The sequence below is a fragment of the Faecalispora sporosphaeroides DSM 1294 genome, assembly GCA_000383295.1.
Lineage (GTDB): Bacteria > Bacillota > Clostridia > Oscillospirales > Acutalibacteraceae > Faecalispora > Faecalispora sporosphaeroides.
In genome coordinates, this window is the sequence record KB911068.1 from 285,352 (window position 1) to 300,699 (window position 15,348).

A 15,348-nucleotide genomic window follows, 5' to 3' on the forward strand; every position below is an offset into this window, starting at 1 on the left:
CCTAAAACTGCTTTAAGAATCGGATGTCGTTCTCATAGAACAGACGCAGATCGTCAATGTTGTAGCGGCGCATCACGACGCGCTCCAGACCCATGCCGAGCGCAAAGCCGCTGTACACCTCGGGGTCGATGCCGCAGTTTGAGAGCACCTTCGGGTGCACCATGCCGCAGCCCAGAATTTCGATCCAGCCCTCGCCCTTGCACAGGCGGCAGCCCTCACCGTGGCAGTTAAAGCACTGCACGTCCACCTCGGCGGACGGCTCTGTAAACGGGAAGTGGTGCGGGCGGAAGCGCACGACGGAATCCTCGCCGTACAGGCGCTTGACAAAGGTTTCGAGCGTATCCTTCAGGTGTGCGAAGGTGATGCCCCGATCCACCACAAGGCCCTCAATCTGGTGAAACAGCGGGGAGTGGGTGGCGTCCACCGCGTCGGAGCGGTACACGCGGCCGGGCGAGATGATGCGGATAGGCGGCTGTGTTTTCTCCATCACACGCACCTGTACAGGCGAGGTCTGTGTGCGCAGAACGATATTGTCGTTGATATAGAAGGTATCCTGCGTGTCGCGCGCGGGGTGATTTTTGGGGATGTTCAGCGCCTCAAAGTTGTAGTAGTCGTACTCCACCTCGGGGCCGTCCACAATTTCAAAGCCCATGCCGACGAAAATTTCCTTGATTTCATCCAGTACGATTGAAAGCGGGTGCTTCGCGCCCAGCTCGCGGCGCTTGCCGGGCAGGGTCACGTCCAGGCGCTCCTGCTCCAATCGGGCCTGCTGCGCCTGCTCCTTCAGCTCGGCGGCGCGCTTCGTCAGCTCCTCCTCAATCAGGGAGCGAACCTGATTGGCCAGCTGGCCAATCACCGGGCGCTCTTCGGCGGAAAGGCCGCCCATTTGCTTTAAAATAGAGGTCAGCTCGCCCTTTTTGCCCAGGTATTTGACCCGAAGCGTTTCCAGAACCTGCTGCCCCTTTGCCTGGGCCAGCTCTTTTACCGCATTGTCGCGGATGGCTTCCAGCTGCTGCTTCATGAATATTCTTCCTTTCGGTGTGTTTTATGAAATGCCGTGCTGCGAAAATGAGCGTTTCGGTTTCTCTTGTGTAAAAGGGGAAAGAAATCGACGGGTTTTAGTACCTTGCCGTTGGCGTTTCTCCTGAGAATCCGTGCGCGGAAATAAAAAAAGCCTTCATCCCTCATGAATAAGGGACGAAGGCAAAACTCCTCCGCGGTACCACCCTGATTTTTGAATCCTCAAACACTTTTGCGGCCCGTAACGGTGCCACCCGTCGCCGCCTACTTTCATTGGGTTCAGCAGCGCCGCTCCAAAGGGAACTTCTCCGAAATCCGCCCGCAAGCATGCTTCCAGCCCATGGCACGCTCTCTCTGTTCGGGGAAAAGCCGGGTACTTTCCTTTTTCCTCGCGTTATCATTATTCAATATATCACGCCAGTAATATTTTTTCAAGGGGTAAAAGTCCGCTGTTTTGTACAAGACCGCAAAATATTGAACGTGATTGGACGATTAAGAAAAGAGTCAGAATTGGCGCTTTACTAGTTGTGAGCCAGAATGATTTCAACGATTTTTCGGGACACCGATTCATTGCCTTACACCCCATAAATTTCTTTGTTATTTTACTGTCCGGCTCCTGTGACAACTCTGCAATTTCGTTTTCTCACAGATGTTATTGCGGAGCTTGACAAAAGCGTATGGCAACCATATACTATGGATATGGATAAAATGATACATGACAAACAAGAAATTGCGTACAAATCTCTGTATTTAGCGCTTGCCCTGGTTGATCTGGATAAAAAGACCCGTTATTACGGGACGGATGTGCCGATTTTTCACTCTGAAATACATGTCATCATGGCCATCGCCGAGCATCCCGGTATTCATGTGGGCGGGTTGGCCGACCTACTGGGAGTAACAAAAGGCGCTGTTTCTGAAATCCTTAAAAAACTGGAGAGAAAGGCTCTGGTAATCAAAGAAATTGATGATCTTAATTTATCCAGGTATTCATTGAACCTGACCGAAAAAGGGAAAAAGGCGAATAACAACCATATGCATTACCATGCTGTTTTAAATAGTATGGTAGAAGACGAGCTGAAAAATGCTTCCGAAGATGAATTGGCATTTTTACTAAACTTTTTATCGTCCCTGATAAACAGGGTGAAATTTTTTAATGAGAATTTTGAGGAATAAAAAATTTGCGAAAGTGTATAGCTGCTATACACATTTTTTATTCTCATTATGTTAGGGAGAACTAACATGAAAAAGCAAAAATCATCAAAGTCATTGCAGACTTTTGGTTCTGGTAAAATGAGTGAGCAGGAGCACAGGGAGAAAGGGATTGAAGCGGAGGAGAAGAATTTTTGCGCCATTTACAATTCTTTTCTTTCCTGCATTTCTTTTCCACTTTATTTGTATGGCTGCCCAATGCTTCCGCAGGCTTGTTCTTTTGATCACAAACAGAAAAAGGAGGAAGCTGACAAACTCTCTCAAAAGAAAAACGAATGACTCGATTCTGGCGTATAGCACCTATACGCATTTTAGCTTCGATTCACACAAGGAGGATCCGTGATGGGAAAAAAAATAAGCCCTTCCAAGGAGGAATATTTAAAAGCGATCTATCAATTGTCGGAAAAGACGCGGTTGGTCCGTTCCATAGATCTTGCTGTTTCTCTGGGCGTTTCAAAGCCCAGCGTAAATAGTGCTGTGACGGTATTACAGGAAGAGGGATTCGTTGTAAAGCCCTTGCGCGGTGAAATCTGCCTCACGGAGAAAGGGCAAAAGCAAGGACAATTCATTACGGCAAAGTTTCAGCTGATCAAACAGCTGTTGATTCAATTTTGTGATGTGAATGAGCAAACAGCAAGTGAAGATGCGTGTAAAATGGAGCATCTCATCAGTGATGAAACCGCTTTTGCTTTAAAGAATATGTTAAACAGGCGTGAGATATCCTCCTTGCACAATCAAGAATTGAAAAAATGATCTTTTGTTTCAAATTGCCCGGGGTTGGTACGGAACAAAGTACAGGCGTTTTCAGTAAAAACTGATTCATGAATCAATAAAGTAGTGCTGTCTGTCCTTGACAAAGCAATGCAAAAGTCCGCCGTTTTGCACAAGCCCGAAGCGGAAAAACGATACCGCTTCGGCGGCTGTAACGAAGATCGAAATATAATTTTGAATTTATGTCCGTTTGTGGTAGAATAAAACGGTATTTGTATAGAACGGGCGGGGGATTCCGCCCCTTTGGAAGTAACGGAGGAAACAGCACATGATAACAGTATCCGAATTGGGATTGGGCTTTAACGGGCAGAATTTATTTTCAGGCGTTAACCTGCTCTTCACCCCGGGCAACTGCTACGGCGTGATCGGCGCGAACGGCGCGGGAAAATCGACCTTTTTGAAAATCCTGTCCGGCGAGCTGGAACCGACCAAGGGCGAGGTCGTTATAGACAAGAAGCTGCGCATGTCGGTGCTCAAGCAGGATCACTACGCCTTTGACGCCTTTACGGTGTTTGATACGATTTTACAGGGCAATCCGCGCCTGTACGAGGTTTCCAAGCAGAAGGACGCCCTGTACGCAAAAGAGGATTTTTCGGAGGAGGACGGCAATCTGGCGGCGGAGCTGGAAGCCGAGTTTGCCGAAATGAACGGATGGGACGCTGAAACCGAGGCGGGCAAGCTTCTGCAGGGCCTTGGCCTTTCGGTCGACCTGCTGTATTCGCAGATGGGTGCGCTTTCCGAAACGGAAAAGGTGAAGATTCTGCTGGCGCAGGCGCTGTTCGGCCAGCCCGACATTATTCTGCTGGACGAGCCGACCAACGGCTTGGACGTTGACTCCATCCACTGGCTCGAGGATTTTTTGATGGACTACATCGGCACCGTGATCGTGGTGTCGCATGACCGCCACTTTCTGAACGATATCTGCACCCATATCGTAGACATCGACTACACCAAAATCCGCATGTATGTGGGCAACTACGATTTCTGGTATGAATCGAGCCAGCTGATTCAGCGCATGATGCGCGACCAGAACCGCAAGAACGAGGACAAGATCAAAGAGCTGCAGGCGTTTATTCAGCGCTTTTCCGCGAATAAATCGAAATCCAAGCAGGCTACCTCGCGCAAGAAGCTGCTGGATAAAATCACCGTGGAGGAAATGCCCGCTTCGTCCCGCCGGTACCCCTATGTGGGCTTTACGATGGACCGCGAGCCCGGCAAGGAAATCCTGACGGTGGAGAACCTGAGCAAAACGGTGGACGGCGTCAAGGTGCTCGACAATGTTTCGTTCCGCGTGAACAAGGGCGACAAGATCGCGTTCCTTGCGGAAAATCAGCTGGCTGTCACCACTCTGTTCAAAATCCTGACGGAAGAGCTTACGCCGGACGAGGGAACGTTCAAATGGGGCGTGAGCACCACACAGTCGTATTTCCCTCAGGACAACTCGGAATATTTCAATGACTGCGATTTGAGCATACTCAAATGGCTCGAGCAGTATTCCAAGGATACCACCGAAACTTACCTGCGCGGCTTCTTGGGCAAGATGCTCTTCTCCGGCGAGGATGTGCTAAAGCCGGTCAACGTGCTCTCCGGCGGCGAGAAGGTGCGCTGTATGCTTTCGCGCATGATGATGTTCGGCTCGAACGTCCTCCTGCTCGACCAGCCCACCAACCACCTTGACCTGGAGTCCATCACGGCGGTGAATAACGGCATGATCGAGTTCAAGGGCGTGATCCTGTTTGCTTCTCACGACCACCAGTTCGTGCAGACGGTCGCGAACCGCATCATCGAGATTCTGCCCGAGGGCGGTGTTCTTGACCGCATGACGACGTATGAGGACTATCTGGAAATGAAAGCACAGCGCGCATAAAGCAGCGCTGAAACGGAGGTGTTACCAACATGAGTACGGCAAGGGTTCGGGAATATTTAAAGCAGTTCGGTAAAGATGGCCGGGTACAGGAGTTCGAGGTATCCAGCGCGACGGTGGAGCTTGCCGCCGAGGCGCTGGGAGTGGAGCCCGCCAGAATCGCCAAGACAATCTCTTTAAAGGATGAAAGCGGCTGCATTTTAATTGTTGCCGCGGGCGACGGGAAGATCGACAATTCCGCATTCAAGCGTCACTTTGGCATGAAAGCCAGAATGCTTGTTCCGGAGGAGACGGAAGAACTGACCGGCTACCGTGTAGGGGGCATTTGCCCGTTTGACAATCCCGACGGGGCGAAGGTGTATCTGGATGAATCCCTGCGCCGCTTTCAAACGGTGTTCCCGGCCTGCGGAACCTCGAATTCCGCCATTGAGCTCACGTGCGACGAGCTGCTGGAGTGCTCCCGCGCTCAGGGCTGGGTCGATGTCTGCAAGGGCTGGAGGGAACAGACTGCCGAGGGGTAATTCCATATGAAGTATCTGCCGAATGAGCTGACTCTGCTGCGGATTGTATTGTGTGTGCCGATGCTGTTTCTGCGGCCCTTTTCCGTATGGTTCTTTGTGCTGTACACCATTTGCGGAGTCAGCGATATGCTCGACGGGTACCTTGCCAGAAGGCTTGGCTGTGCCGGCCCGGCGGGTGCCCGGCTCGACAGTGCGGCGGATTTTATTTTTGCCGTGGTGCTGCTGTTCCGGCTGCTCCCTGCCATGAACCTGCCGGCCTGGCTCTTTTGGTGGATTGCCGGCATTGCGCTCATCAAGTTATCTTCCCTCGCGGCCGGGTATATCCGACGCAAGCAGGCCGCTTTTCTGCACACCTATGCCAATAAGGCGGCGGGGCTGCTGCTGTTCTGCCTGCCCTACGGATTTCCTGTTTGGCGAATTCCGGCGGCTTCAGTGCTTTGCCTGTTTGCCACTCTTGCCGCCTTAGAGGAATTGTTTCTCTGCCTGACCTCTTCGGAGCTGAATCAGGACGTGAAAGGAATTTTTTTTCGGTGAATCATCTGAGGCGATATCGTCGAAAAGTAAAGTCGGACATTTTGTCCGACTTTACTTTTGTAAATCATCATTTAAAATTATTTTTACAATCTTTTACTTTTAGAGAAATGAAAATATTCTGTTGACTTATTATGTAAAATATGTTATTTTAAAATGTAAAAAATACCAATGGTGGAAAAATAACGCAATAGAGGTGGTGATTATGAAGAAAGTATGGCCTAGCATATTGCTGAGTATTTTTTCTCTCCCTATAGCTGTTTTTGTCAATTATGTGATTTATATTTTGAATATTCCTATTGAAGGTAGTTTAGTCATTTTGTCATGCGTGATCTCTTTAAATACGATTTCATTAATTATTGTAATTAATACAATGATTATGAAAAAATAATTTTGGAGGTAAAAAGTATGAAAAGAAAGTATTCAGAGGGTTTACTGTCCTGTTAGCTAGTATCATGTGTTTGGGTTTCTCAGTACCTGCTTATGCTGATGTTTTTACTGAGTCACCCTCTAAAAATGTTCTCTACACTTTTGAACCAAAATCAGAAAAAGAGTTAAAAGAATTTTTAGAACAACTTGAAGCTAGCAATAAGAGGAGCAAAGAACTTTGGGAAAAGGCTGTTAAACAAGCAGAATCGGAAAAATGGGCTTTAGAAAAAATCGAATCTAATTATGACAATACATCAATTATTTTATCGGATGCTGCTCCTGATTTCAGTGAAGCAAGTACAAGTATACGTCAGCCAAATGGCGTTAGAGCTAATTTAGGTGCATATGTTTCTTATCGTAAGCAAACTTCCCCGTTAGGTTATAATACGTTTGGTGAAATATATTCAATTAATGTTTAAGGAACAGATGACGGGACTACAGTAGATGATTTGGATTATGATTATAGAAAAATTGATACAGGCAGAACACTGGCTGTAAGCGCTACTTTTTTAGTCGGCGTTAAAACTTACGCTGAAACATTTGCATACTATCCTCAGACTGTATATATAGAGTTTCAAACTAACGGTAAAGGTTCGTTTTTTGAATAAATTATTCAGTAAGAAGTATTACCAACATTTAAGTGCCTGCTGAAACAGGTTGAAAGGCCCATGGATTGTGTGTTCCACGATCCATGGGCCTTTTTCGGTAAGGACAGGTACTTGCCTGGGATTACCGTGGTCTGTTCCCGAAATCCTTTCGGGAACAAGTGAATTTGCGCTTCAGATGTTAAACGTCGGAATTTCCATCCGGATTTTCAGGGCGTAGTATGGTTTCCTCTCTCGAAAAGCGAAACTTATGGAAAGGCCGCCGCAGTCTGTGAACTGTGGCGGCCCTTTCTAAAAATAGGGGGAAGATGAAAAAGGATTATACATTAAACCCGAAATAACGGTTGGTATTGTTGAAAGAAATATCCTGCACCATTTTGCCGAGGTATTCGATATCGTCCGGGTATTCGCCGTTCTCTACCCATGTGCCGATCAGGTTGCACAGGATGCGGCGGAAATACTCATGGCGGGTGTAGGACAAAAAGCTTCTGGAGTCGGTCAGCATGCCGGCAAAGGTGCCGAGCACCCCAAGGTTCGCAAGGCTTGTCATCTGCTCAATCATGCCCGTTTTGGTGTCGTTGAACCACCAAGCGGAGCCCTGCTGCAGCTTGCCCTCGGCTTCGGTTCCCTGAAAGCACCCGATCAGGGCGCCGACCACCGCATTGTCTGTGGGGTTCAGGGGGTAGATGATGGTTTTGGGCAGTTCGCCGGTGTTGTTCAGCTCGTTCAGGAATTTCGCCGCGCCGTCCGCGCAGCAGTAGGTGGCGATGCAGTCAAAGCCGCTGTCGGGGCCAATGCGCTCAAACATGCGGTCGTTCACGCTGCGCAGCGCACCGTAGTGCAGCTCCATCACCCAGCCGAGCTTTGCGTATTTGCGGCCGATGAACAGAAGAATGGCATATTTGTATTTTTCGACCTCGTCCTGCGTCAGAGCCTGACCGTTCAGGCCCTTTTTCAGGATGGCGTTGAGCTCCTCCTCCGTAGCGGGGTTGTACATTAAATAGTCCACGCCGTGGTCGGAGGCGCGGCAGCCCATGCTGTCGAAGAATTCCATCCGTTTGGCCAGCGCGGCGCGCACGTCGTCGATGGTCTCAATGGAAACCCCGCTGACCTTTGCGAGCTTCTGCGTGTACTCCGCAAAGTCGGGCTTATTGATATTCATCGCCTTGTCCGGGCGCCAGGCCGGTACCACCTTTACGTCGAAGGTGGGGTCATCTTTCAGCTTCCGGTGCCATTCCAAAGAATCGATCGGGTCGTCGGTGGTGGCGATTGCCCTCACGTTGGACTGCTTGATCAGCCCGCGAACGCTCATGCTGTCTTCCTGCAGCTTTTTGTTGCACAGGTTCCACACTTCCTCGGCGGTGTCCGCGTTGAGAACGCCGTCGTAGCCAAAGTAGCGGCGCAGCTCCAGGTGCGTCCAGTGGTAGAGCGGGTTGCCAATTGCTTTCGGCAGGCACTCGGCAAATTTCTGGAATTTTTCGCGGTCGCTGCTCTTGTTGCCGGTAATCAAATCCTCGTCCACGCCGCAGGAGCGGATAAGACGCCATTTGTAGTGGTCGCCGCCCAGCCATACCTGTGTGATGTTGTCGAACTTGCGGTCCTCGGCAATCTCCTGCGGGATAATGTGGCAGTGATAGTCGATGATCGGCATTTTGCTCGCGTAGTCATGAAACAGCGTTCTCGCCGTTTCGTTGGTCAACAGGAAATCGTCGTCCAAAAACTTTTTCATGCTTTGATCCTCCAATTTTTTGTTTCATTACATGGAATACTAAGCCTTGCCCGCAGCGTCAAAAGCCCCGTCCGTTCGCGTTCAAACTGCCCGGCATACGGCGGGCGTTCCTGTATTTTTCCCCGCCGGGCGGCAATTTCTCCCGAACATCCGTCGCTCTTTATTGGCGGGCAAAGCCCGATCTTTTGTAAAATGCGGATTGCAGCCGCCGTTTTTCTCTGCGAAAAGCGGGAGGAAAAGAATCCGCTTTGCGCTGGTTTACTGCCGGTCGGCGCGAAAGGTGTCCCGCTGCACCAGCGTGGCGGAGATCACCATTTTCTGCGGTACGCTTTTTCCCTCCAGAATCCCCGTCAGCATCGAGATCGCCGCGGGGCAGAGCGTGTCGAGCATATTGTCTACGCTCGTGAGGGAGGGGGAGCAGCACTCGGATAAAATCGAATTGTTGAAACCGATCACCGGCATGCTGAGGCCGCATTCCTGCAGCGCCTTCATCGCTCCGATCGCCAGCAGGTCTTCCGACGCCATCACGGCGCTGAAGGACACGCCGGATTCCAGAAGCGAAATCACGCGGCGTTTGACTTCGTCCACCGATTTGGGCACCTGCACGATCAGGCTTTCGTCGACCGGCAGTCCGCACTGCTTCATTCCGGCGCGGTAGCCGCTGAGCTTGGAGCTGCCGCTGTAGGTCAGAATATCGTAAAGGTAGAGAATCTCGCGGTGCTTCTGGCGGCTCAGCAGAGCCACGTTCTGCGCCACGGCAGACTGCTCGTCGCAGGTGACGCAGTAGGTGCCGGGCAGCTCTACCAGCCCGTTGATGATGATGACGGGAACCTGCTTTGCCGCGCTTTCAATGTGGCTGTTGTCCACATCCTCCTTAAAGGCGGAGCCGATCAGAATCACCGCGTCCACCCGTTTGGCCAAAAGCAGCTCCAGGTATTTTTTCTTGTCCTCCAGGTCGTTCCCGGTGCAGCACAAAAGCGCGTCAAATCCGTACCGGCGCAGCAGCCCCTCCACCAGAGAAACCGCCTTCGCGTAAAAGGTATCGGCAATATCGGTGCACAAAATTCCGATGATTTTCATGGAGTTCAGGTTCAGGCCCCGCGCGAACGCGTTCGGAATATAATCCTCCGCTTCGATCACGGCCATCACCTTTTCCCGCGTGGCGGCACTCACGTTGGGGCTGCCGTTCATCACGCGCGAAACTGTCGCAATCGAAACGCCGCTGCGCTGCGCTATATCATAGATGTTCATAAAACGAAGCACCACCTCTTTTGTAAGAGCTTACAACTGAGTATATCCTTTTCTATCTAAAAAATCAAGGATATTTTCCGGAAAATTTAGTTTTTATGAATGCGAGAAGAATAATATAAAAGCTTTTGAAAAATCTATTGACATTTGTTCCTGAAATGCTAAAATGAAAAATGTAAGCACTTACATTAGCAGGAACCGAAATCTTCAATAGAAAAGCCGACAAGAAAGGGCCGTTTGGCGCTTTCTTGGAAGGACAGTATGAAAAGGAGTTATCGTTGTTATGAAACAGATTCAGGAGCTTCATTCGCGCACCCCCCGCGAGATAAAGGTCGTACAATTCGGCGAAGGGAATTTTTTGAGAGCCTTTGTGGACTATTTTATTGACGTTGCCAACGAGAAGGGCGCGTTCAACGGCGACGTGGCCGTGGTAAAGCCGATCTCGTTCGGAACGCTGGAGCGGTTCCACAAGCAGAACAATCTGTATACGGTTTCTCTGCGCGGCCGCAGGAACGGTGAGCCCTATGTGGAAAACCGCGTGATCACCTGCATCAACCGGGTGGTGGACGCCTACGGCGAGTACGGGGAATACGCCGCTCTGGCCAAGCTCCCGAGCCTGCGCTTTGTGGTATCAAACACGACGGAAGCGGGCATTGTATATGATGAAACCGACCGCTTTGAGCTGACTCCCCCCAATACCTACCCCGGCAAGCTGACAAAGTTCCTATATGAGCGCTATGAGGCGTTTGCCGGCGCAAAGGATAAGGGACTGATCATCCTGCCGGTGGAGCTGATCGAAAACAACGGCGGCAAGCTGCGCGACTGCGTGAACCGCCTGATCGAGCTGTGGAAGCTCGGCGACGCATTCAAAAGCTGGGTGGCCGAAAGCTGCGTGTTCTGCAGTACGCTGGTAGACCGCATCGTCAGCGGTTACCCCAGAGGGGAAGCCGAGGCGATCTGCGAAAAAGAGCTCGGCTATCAGGATGAGCTGCTGGATGCCGGCGAGCCCTTCGCGCTGTGGGTGATTGAAAGCGACAGAGATATTTCCGGCGAGCTGCCGATCGATCATCTCGGCAAAGCCGGAATGGATGTGATTTTTACCGATAACCAGAAGCCGTACCGCGAGAGAAAGGTGCGTATCCTCAATGGCGCGCATACCTCCTGCGTTCTGGCGGCGTACCTGACCGGCAAAAACATTGTGCGCGACGCCATGCAGGATCCCCTGTGCCGCGAGCTGATGGAGCGCACCGTGTTCGACGAGATCGTCCCCACCGTCAAGCTGCCCCGCGAGCAGGCGGAGGCCTTCGCCAACTCGGTGCTGGAGCGCTTCGACAATCCGTTTGTCGACCACGAGATTCTCTCCATCGCGCTGAACTCGGTTTCCAAATGGAAATCCCGCATTCTGCCCACCTTCAGGGATCAGTATGCGGCCAGCGGCAAAGCGCCCAAATTCCTAACCTTTTCCTTCGCGGCTCTGCTCGCGTTCTATACCATTGAAAAGCTGGAGGACGGCGTGATGGTCTGCCTGCGCGGCGGCGAGCCGTATCGCTTTAAGGATGATGAGCCGGTGATGGAATTCTTCCTCAAGCACTGCGGGCTGCCCGTGGCGGAATATGTGCGCGCGGCCGCGTCGCATGAGGAATTCTGGGGCGAGGACCTGACAAAGTACGGCGATTTTGCGGAAGTGGTAACCGCCAATCTTGAGGACATCCGTGCAAACGGAATGACAGCCGCAGTAAAGAAGCTGCTGGGAAAATAAACGGAGGGCTTCTATGAAGCAGTTTTATCAGATTCACCCGAAAGATACGGTCGTCGTCGCGCTGCAGCCGATTCCCGCGGGAACGGTGCTCGACGTGGACGGAAAAGAGCTGACGGCGGTAAACGATGTGCCGCCGGGCCATAAGATTGCGCTGAAAGAGATGAAGCAGGGGGAGCCGATCATCAAATACGGCTTCCCCATCGGCACCGCGGCACGCCCGATTCAGCGCGGGGAATGGGTGCATACCCACAATGTCAAAACGACGCTCGGCGAGCTGCTGGATTACACCTACACGCCCGATTTTCACGAGCTCGAGGCCATCGCGCCCAGAAGCTTTCAGGGCTACCGCAGAAAAGACGGTAAGGTGGGCGTGCGCAACGAGGTCTGGATCATCCCGACAGTGGGGTGCGTCAACTCCATCGTCAAGCAGATCGAGCTGCAGTCCCAGCAGTTTTTGACCCCCGAGCTGGACGGCATCTTCTGCTATACCCATCCCTACGGCTGCTCACAGCTTTCCGGCGACCATGTGAATACCCAGCTGGCCCTGGCGGGGATGGCGCATCACCCGAACGCCGGAGCGGTTTTGATTGTTGGCCTCGGCTGTGAAAACAACACGATGGAGCAGATGAAGAAGGTGCTGGGGGAGTATGACCCCGAGCGCATCAAATTCATGATCTGTCAGGAATCGGAAGACGAGGTGGAGGAGGGCGTCCGCCTGATGGAAGAGCTGTGCCGGTACGCGTCGCAGTTCCGTCGGGAGGAGTGCAGCGTTTCCAATCTCGTGATCGGCCTGAAATGCGGCGGCTCCGACGGCTTCTCCGGCATCACCGCGAACCCGCTGGTCGGCGCGTTTTCCGATCTGCTGGTCGCGCAGGGCGGCACGAGCATTTTAACCGAGGTGCCGGAGATGTTCGGCGCCGAAACTATCCTGATGAACCGCGGGAAAGACCGCCAGACCTTTGAAAAGACGGTCGACCTGATCAACAACTTTAAAAAATACTTTATGCGCTATGGGGAGGAGATCGACTCCAACCCGTCCCCCGGCAACAAGGCCGGCGGAATCACCACACTGGAGGATAAATCCCTCGGGTGCATCCAGAAGGGCGGCACCGCCAAGGTGGTGGATGTTCTGAGCTATGGGCAGCCGGTGAGCCAGAAGGGACTCAACCTTCTGCAGGCGCCGGGCAACGATCTGGTGGCTTCCACGGCGCTGGCGATCTCCGGGGCGCATATCGTCCTGTTTACCACGGGCCGCGGCACCCCGTTTGCCTGCCCGGTTCCTACCGTCAAGATTTCCAGCAACACGGCGCTCAGCCAGAAAAAATCCGGGTGGATCGACTTTAACGCCGGTCAGCTGCTGGAGGGGCGTTCCATGCGTGATGTCGCCGAGGAATTTTTCAATTTTGTCGTGGAGGTTGCTTCCGGCAGCAAGCGCGCAAAATCCGAAAGCCTGGACAAGCGCGACCTGCCGATCTTTAAAGACGGCGTAACGCTTTAAATTGCTTATATCGATTCCCTTTTATGCGGCGTCCCTGCTTTTGCGGGGGCGCCGTTTCTTCTGCCGCCGATCTTTCCCTTCAAAATTTTTTAGGGCAGAATCACTTTTTTCTCTTTTCGGGAATATATTTGAACAGATGACAGATCAATGGGGAAGGGGAGTGATTGCGTTATGTATCCAATCTATCCATACTATGGAAGCAAAGAGGTATGCAGAGAAGAGCCGATCGCGTTTCCGTCACAGCAGCAGAATGTGCAGCCCGGTATGGAATATTTGATGAAGCCGCCGCCGATCTTTGACAATCCCGGTTACAAGGCCGCGGGAAAGCTCCAGGGAAAGACCGCGCTCATCACCGGAGGAGACAGCGGAATCGGCCGGGCGGTGGCGGTGGCTTTTGCCAAAGAAGGGGCCAATACGGTCATTGCCTATCTGAACGAGCGAAGGGATGCCCAGGAGACAAAACAGGTGATCGAACAGCAGTATGGGGGCCATTGCCTGCTGTTGGAGGCGGATCTTCGCAGTGAAGAGGCCTGCCGCCAGGTGGTGGAATATACGATACGGCAATTCGGCAGCCTGCAGGTAGTGGTCAATAACTGTGGTGTTCAGTATGTTCAGCAAAGCCTTGAAGACATTACCGCCGAGCAGCTGCACGACACTTTTTCCACAAATATCTTTTCCTTCTTTTATCTCACAAAATTTGCCCTCCCGCATTTGCACGAGGGGGACAGCATCATCAATACCGCGTCCGTTGTCGCTTACCGCGGTGCGGAAAATATGATCGATTATTCCGCCACCAAGGGGGCGATCGTATCCTTTTCCCGTTCTCTGGCGCTCAACCTGGCGCCAAAAGGCATTCGGGTCAACGCGGTCGCTCCCGGCCCCTTCTGGACTCCGCTTCAGCCGGCCGCCGGTTCTCAGCCGCCGGAAGCAATCCAGTCCTTCGGGGTCAACACCCCCATGAAACGGGCCGGGCAGCCCTTTGAAATCGCCCCTGCCTATGTTTATCTCGCCTGCGATGACTCCCGCTATATGACCGGCCAGACGCTGCACGTCAACGGCGGGGAATGGATCGGGGGATGAGCCGCCTTCACGAAAAAGCGCCTTCGATTGGTAAAAATCGAAGGCGCTTTTTCGTGCGCAGTGAAGCGGACACATAGGAAGGAAACACCATTTTATCGGACGAGCGGCAGAAGATACCCATAACCCTCGCGCTCCATTTCTTCTTTCGGGATAAACCTTAGTGCGGCGCTGTTGATGCAGTACCGCTGGCCGCCCAGTTCTTTCGGGCCATCCGGGAATACGTGACCCAGATGGGCGTCACCCACGCGGCTTTTGACCTCTGTGCGCAGCATCCCATGAGAGGAATCGGTTTGTTCCCGCACCACATTGGGGTCGATCGGCTTTGCAAAACTGGGCCACCCGCAGCCGGAATCAAATTTATCGCTGGAAGAAAAAAGCGGCTCACCGGTCGTGATATCCACATAGATGCCGGGGCGGAATTGGTGGTCGAATTCATTCTGGAACGGCGGCTCCGTCGTCTGCTGCTGCGTCACCTGGTATTGCAGCGGTGTTAAGCGGCCGCGCAGGGCTTCGTCGTCGGGCAAGGAATAGTCCGCGGGGTTCACGACCGCCTGTTTAACCTTTTCAAACTGTGCCGGAGCAATGTGACAATAGCCGCCTGGGTTCTTGTCTAAATATTTCTGGTGGTATTCCTCCGCGGGGAAGTAATTGGAAAGCGGCTTTACCTCAATCGCGATGCGGCGGTCGTATCGCATCTGCAGGCGGGCCAAAGACTGTTCGATCACCGGCAGATCGTTCGCGTCGGTGTAATAGATTCCCGTGCGGTACTGACGGCCGACGTCGCCGCCCTGCCGGTTGAGCGACAGCGGATTGATCGAGCCGTAGTACAGCTCCAGCAAAAATTCCAGAGACAGCTTTTGCGGGTCATAAACAACGCGCACCGTTTCGGCGTGCCCGGTGCTTTGACTGCAAACCTCTTCATAGGTTGGGCTGTCCGTTGTTCCGTTTGCATAACCGGCCTGTGTGGATAAGACTCCGGGAATAGACGAGAGGTACTTTTCCGTGCCCCAAAAACAACCGCCCGCTAAATAGATTTCTGACATATCGCTGCCTCCGTTCTGATTTTTATTGAGAATAGAACTTT

The 15,348-nt window shown here is 52.3% G+C and carries 14 protein-coding genes and 1 other annotated feature; of the genes, 10 read left to right on the forward strand and 4 right to left on the reverse strand.

All coding sequences use genetic code 11. The features are described from left to right. Position 1: 1 nt before the first annotated feature. The gene (gene pheS, locus G340_RS0107660; RefSeq protein ID WP_020073064.1) at positions 2–1,021 is read right to left on the reverse strand and encodes a phenylalanine--tRNA ligase subunit alpha; all 1,020 of its coding nucleotides are present in this window, start codon (positions 1,019–1,021) and stop codon (positions 2–4) included. 169 nt (positions 1,022–1,190) lie between these two features. Further along, positions 1,191–1,419: a binding site (T-box leader), on the reverse strand. A gap of 300 nt (positions 1,420–1,719) precedes the next feature. Here pheS and G340_RS0107670 point away from each other — a divergent pair. The 7 genes from G340_RS0107670 to G340_RS17875 all read left to right on the forward strand — a co-directional run bounded on the left by G340_RS0107670 (position 1,720) and on the right by G340_RS17875 (position 6,764). Then, positions 1,720–2,193, forward strand: coding sequence for a MarR family winged helix-turn-helix transcriptional regulator (locus tag G340_RS0107670; RefSeq protein WP_027103911.1), 474 nt, complete (start codon positions 1,720–1,722; stop codon positions 2,191–2,193). 66 nt (positions 2,194–2,259) lie between these two features. Continuing rightward, positions 2,260–2,508 carry a hypothetical protein gene (locus G340_RS0107675; RefSeq protein ID WP_020073067.1) on the forward strand — a complete coding sequence of 83 codons (249 nt, stop codon included), beginning with the start codon at positions 2,260–2,262 and terminating at the stop codon, positions 2,506–2,508. A gap of 63 nt (positions 2,509–2,571) precedes the next feature. Next, complete coding sequence (locus tag G340_RS16585) at positions 2,572–2,982, forward strand: metal-dependent transcriptional regulator (RefSeq protein ID WP_020073068.1); 411 nt, start codon at positions 2,572–2,574, stop codon at positions 2,980–2,982. A 286-nt stretch (positions 2,983–3,268) separates the two neighbouring features. Continuing rightward, complete coding sequence (locus tag G340_RS0107685) at positions 3,269–4,867, forward strand: ABC-F family ATP-binding cassette domain-containing protein (protein WP_020073069.1); 1,599 nt, start codon at positions 3,269–3,271, stop codon at positions 4,865–4,867. Positions 4,868–4,896: 29 nt separating this feature from the next. Next, positions 4,897–5,385: a YbaK/EbsC family protein gene (locus tag G340_RS0107690; protein ID WP_020073070.1), complete on the forward strand. Its 489-nt coding sequence runs from the start codon at positions 4,897–4,899 to the stop codon at positions 5,383–5,385. A gap of 6 nt (positions 5,386–5,391) precedes the next feature. Then, a complete protein-coding gene (locus G340_RS0107695) occupies positions 5,392–5,919 on the forward strand; it encodes a CDP-alcohol phosphatidyltransferase family protein (RefSeq protein WP_020073071.1) in 528 nt (175 codons plus the stop codon). Between the two features lie 452 nt (positions 5,920–6,371). Continuing rightward, positions 6,372–6,764 (forward strand): hypothetical protein, encoded by a 393-nt coding sequence (locus G340_RS17875; protein ID WP_154653134.1) that lies wholly within the window; start codon positions 6,372–6,374, stop codon positions 6,762–6,764. 505 nt (positions 6,765–7,269) lie between these two features. On the opposite strand, the gene uxaC is transcribed toward G340_RS17875, so the two are convergent. Next, positions 7,270–8,679: a glucuronate isomerase gene (uxaC, locus tag G340_RS0107700; protein ID WP_020073072.1), complete on the reverse strand. Its 1,410-nt coding sequence runs from the start codon at positions 8,677–8,679 to the stop codon at positions 7,270–7,272. Positions 8,680–8,937: 258 nt separating this feature from the next. Then, the gene (locus G340_RS0107705; RefSeq protein WP_020073073.1) at positions 8,938–9,930 is read right to left on the reverse strand and encodes a LacI family DNA-binding transcriptional regulator; all 993 of its coding nucleotides are present in this window, start codon (positions 9,928–9,930) and stop codon (positions 8,938–8,940) included. A 280-nt stretch (positions 9,931–10,210) separates the two neighbouring features. Here G340_RS0107705 and G340_RS0107710 point away from each other — a divergent pair, with 280 nt between their 5' ends. The 3 genes from G340_RS0107710 (at position 10,211) to G340_RS0107720 (ending at position 14,264) form a co-directional block, all read left to right on the forward strand. Further along, positions 10,211–11,686, forward strand: coding sequence for a tagaturonate reductase (locus G340_RS0107710; protein WP_020073074.1), 1,476 nt, complete (start codon positions 10,211–10,213; stop codon positions 11,684–11,686). Between the two features lie 13 nt (positions 11,687–11,699). Continuing rightward, the gene (locus G340_RS0107715; RefSeq protein ID WP_020073075.1) at positions 11,700–13,184 is read left to right on the forward strand and encodes a UxaA family hydrolase; all 1,485 of its coding nucleotides are present in this window, start codon (positions 11,700–11,702) and stop codon (positions 13,182–13,184) included. Positions 13,185–13,355: 171 nt separating this feature from the next. Beyond that, entirely contained in the window at positions 13,356–14,264 is a 909-nt protein-coding gene (locus G340_RS0107720) for an SDR family oxidoreductase (protein ID WP_020073076.1), read from the forward strand. A 92-nt stretch (positions 14,265–14,356) separates the two neighbouring features. On the opposite strand, the gene msrB is transcribed toward G340_RS0107720, so the two are convergent. Further along, positions 14,357–15,307, reverse strand: a complete 951-nt coding sequence (gene msrB / locus G340_RS0107725; protein WP_020073077.1) for a peptide-methionine (R)-S-oxide reductase MsrB — start codon at positions 15,305–15,307, stop codon at positions 14,357–14,359. Between the last annotated feature and the right edge of the window lie 41 nt (positions 15,308–15,348).

Excerpts from the sequence above, each read along its gene's own strand:
- uxaC (WP_020073072.1), bottom strand. The coding sequence starts at position 8,679 with ATGAAAAAGTTTTTGGACGACGATTTCCTGTTGACCAACGAAACGGCG.
- G340_RS0107675 (WP_020073067.1), top strand. The coding sequence starts at position 2,260 with ATGAAAAAGCAAAAATCATCAAAGTCATTGCAGACTTTTGGTTCTGGT.
- G340_RS0107705 (WP_020073073.1), bottom strand. The coding sequence starts at position 9,930 with ATGAACATCTATGATATAGCGCAGCGCAGCGGCGTTTCGATTGCGACA.
- G340_RS0107685 (WP_020073069.1), top strand. The coding sequence starts at position 3,269 with ATGATAACAGTATCCGAATTGGGATTGGGCTTTAACGGGCAGAATTTA.
- msrB (WP_020073077.1), bottom strand. The coding sequence starts at position 15,307 with ATGTCAGAAATCTATTTAGCGGGCGGTTGTTTTTGGGGCACGGAAAAG.
- G340_RS0107710 (WP_020073074.1), top strand. The coding sequence starts at position 10,211 with ATGAAACAGATTCAGGAGCTTCATTCGCGCACCCCCCGCGAGATAAAG.
- G340_RS0107715 (WP_020073075.1), top strand. The coding sequence starts at position 11,700 with ATGAAGCAGTTTTATCAGATTCACCCGAAAGATACGGTCGTCGTCGCG.
- pheS (WP_020073064.1), bottom strand. The coding sequence starts at position 1,021 with ATGAAGCAGCAGCTGGAAGCCATCCGCGACAATGCGGTAAAAGAGCTG.
- G340_RS16585 (WP_020073068.1), top strand. The coding sequence starts at position 2,572 with ATGGGAAAAAAAATAAGCCCTTCCAAGGAGGAATATTTAAAAGCGATC.
- G340_RS17875 (WP_154653134.1), top strand. The coding sequence starts at position 6,372 with ATGTGTTTGGGTTTCTCAGTACCTGCTTATGCTGATGTTTTTACTGAG.
- G340_RS0107670 (WP_027103911.1), top strand. The coding sequence starts at position 1,720 with ATGGATAAAATGATACATGACAAACAAGAAATTGCGTACAAATCTCTG.
- G340_RS0107695 (WP_020073071.1), top strand. The coding sequence starts at position 5,392 with ATGAAGTATCTGCCGAATGAGCTGACTCTGCTGCGGATTGTATTGTGT.
- G340_RS0107690 (WP_020073070.1), top strand. The coding sequence starts at position 4,897 with ATGAGTACGGCAAGGGTTCGGGAATATTTAAAGCAGTTCGGTAAAGAT.
- G340_RS0107720 (WP_020073076.1), top strand. The coding sequence starts at position 13,356 with ATGTATCCAATCTATCCATACTATGGAAGCAAAGAGGTATGCAGAGAA.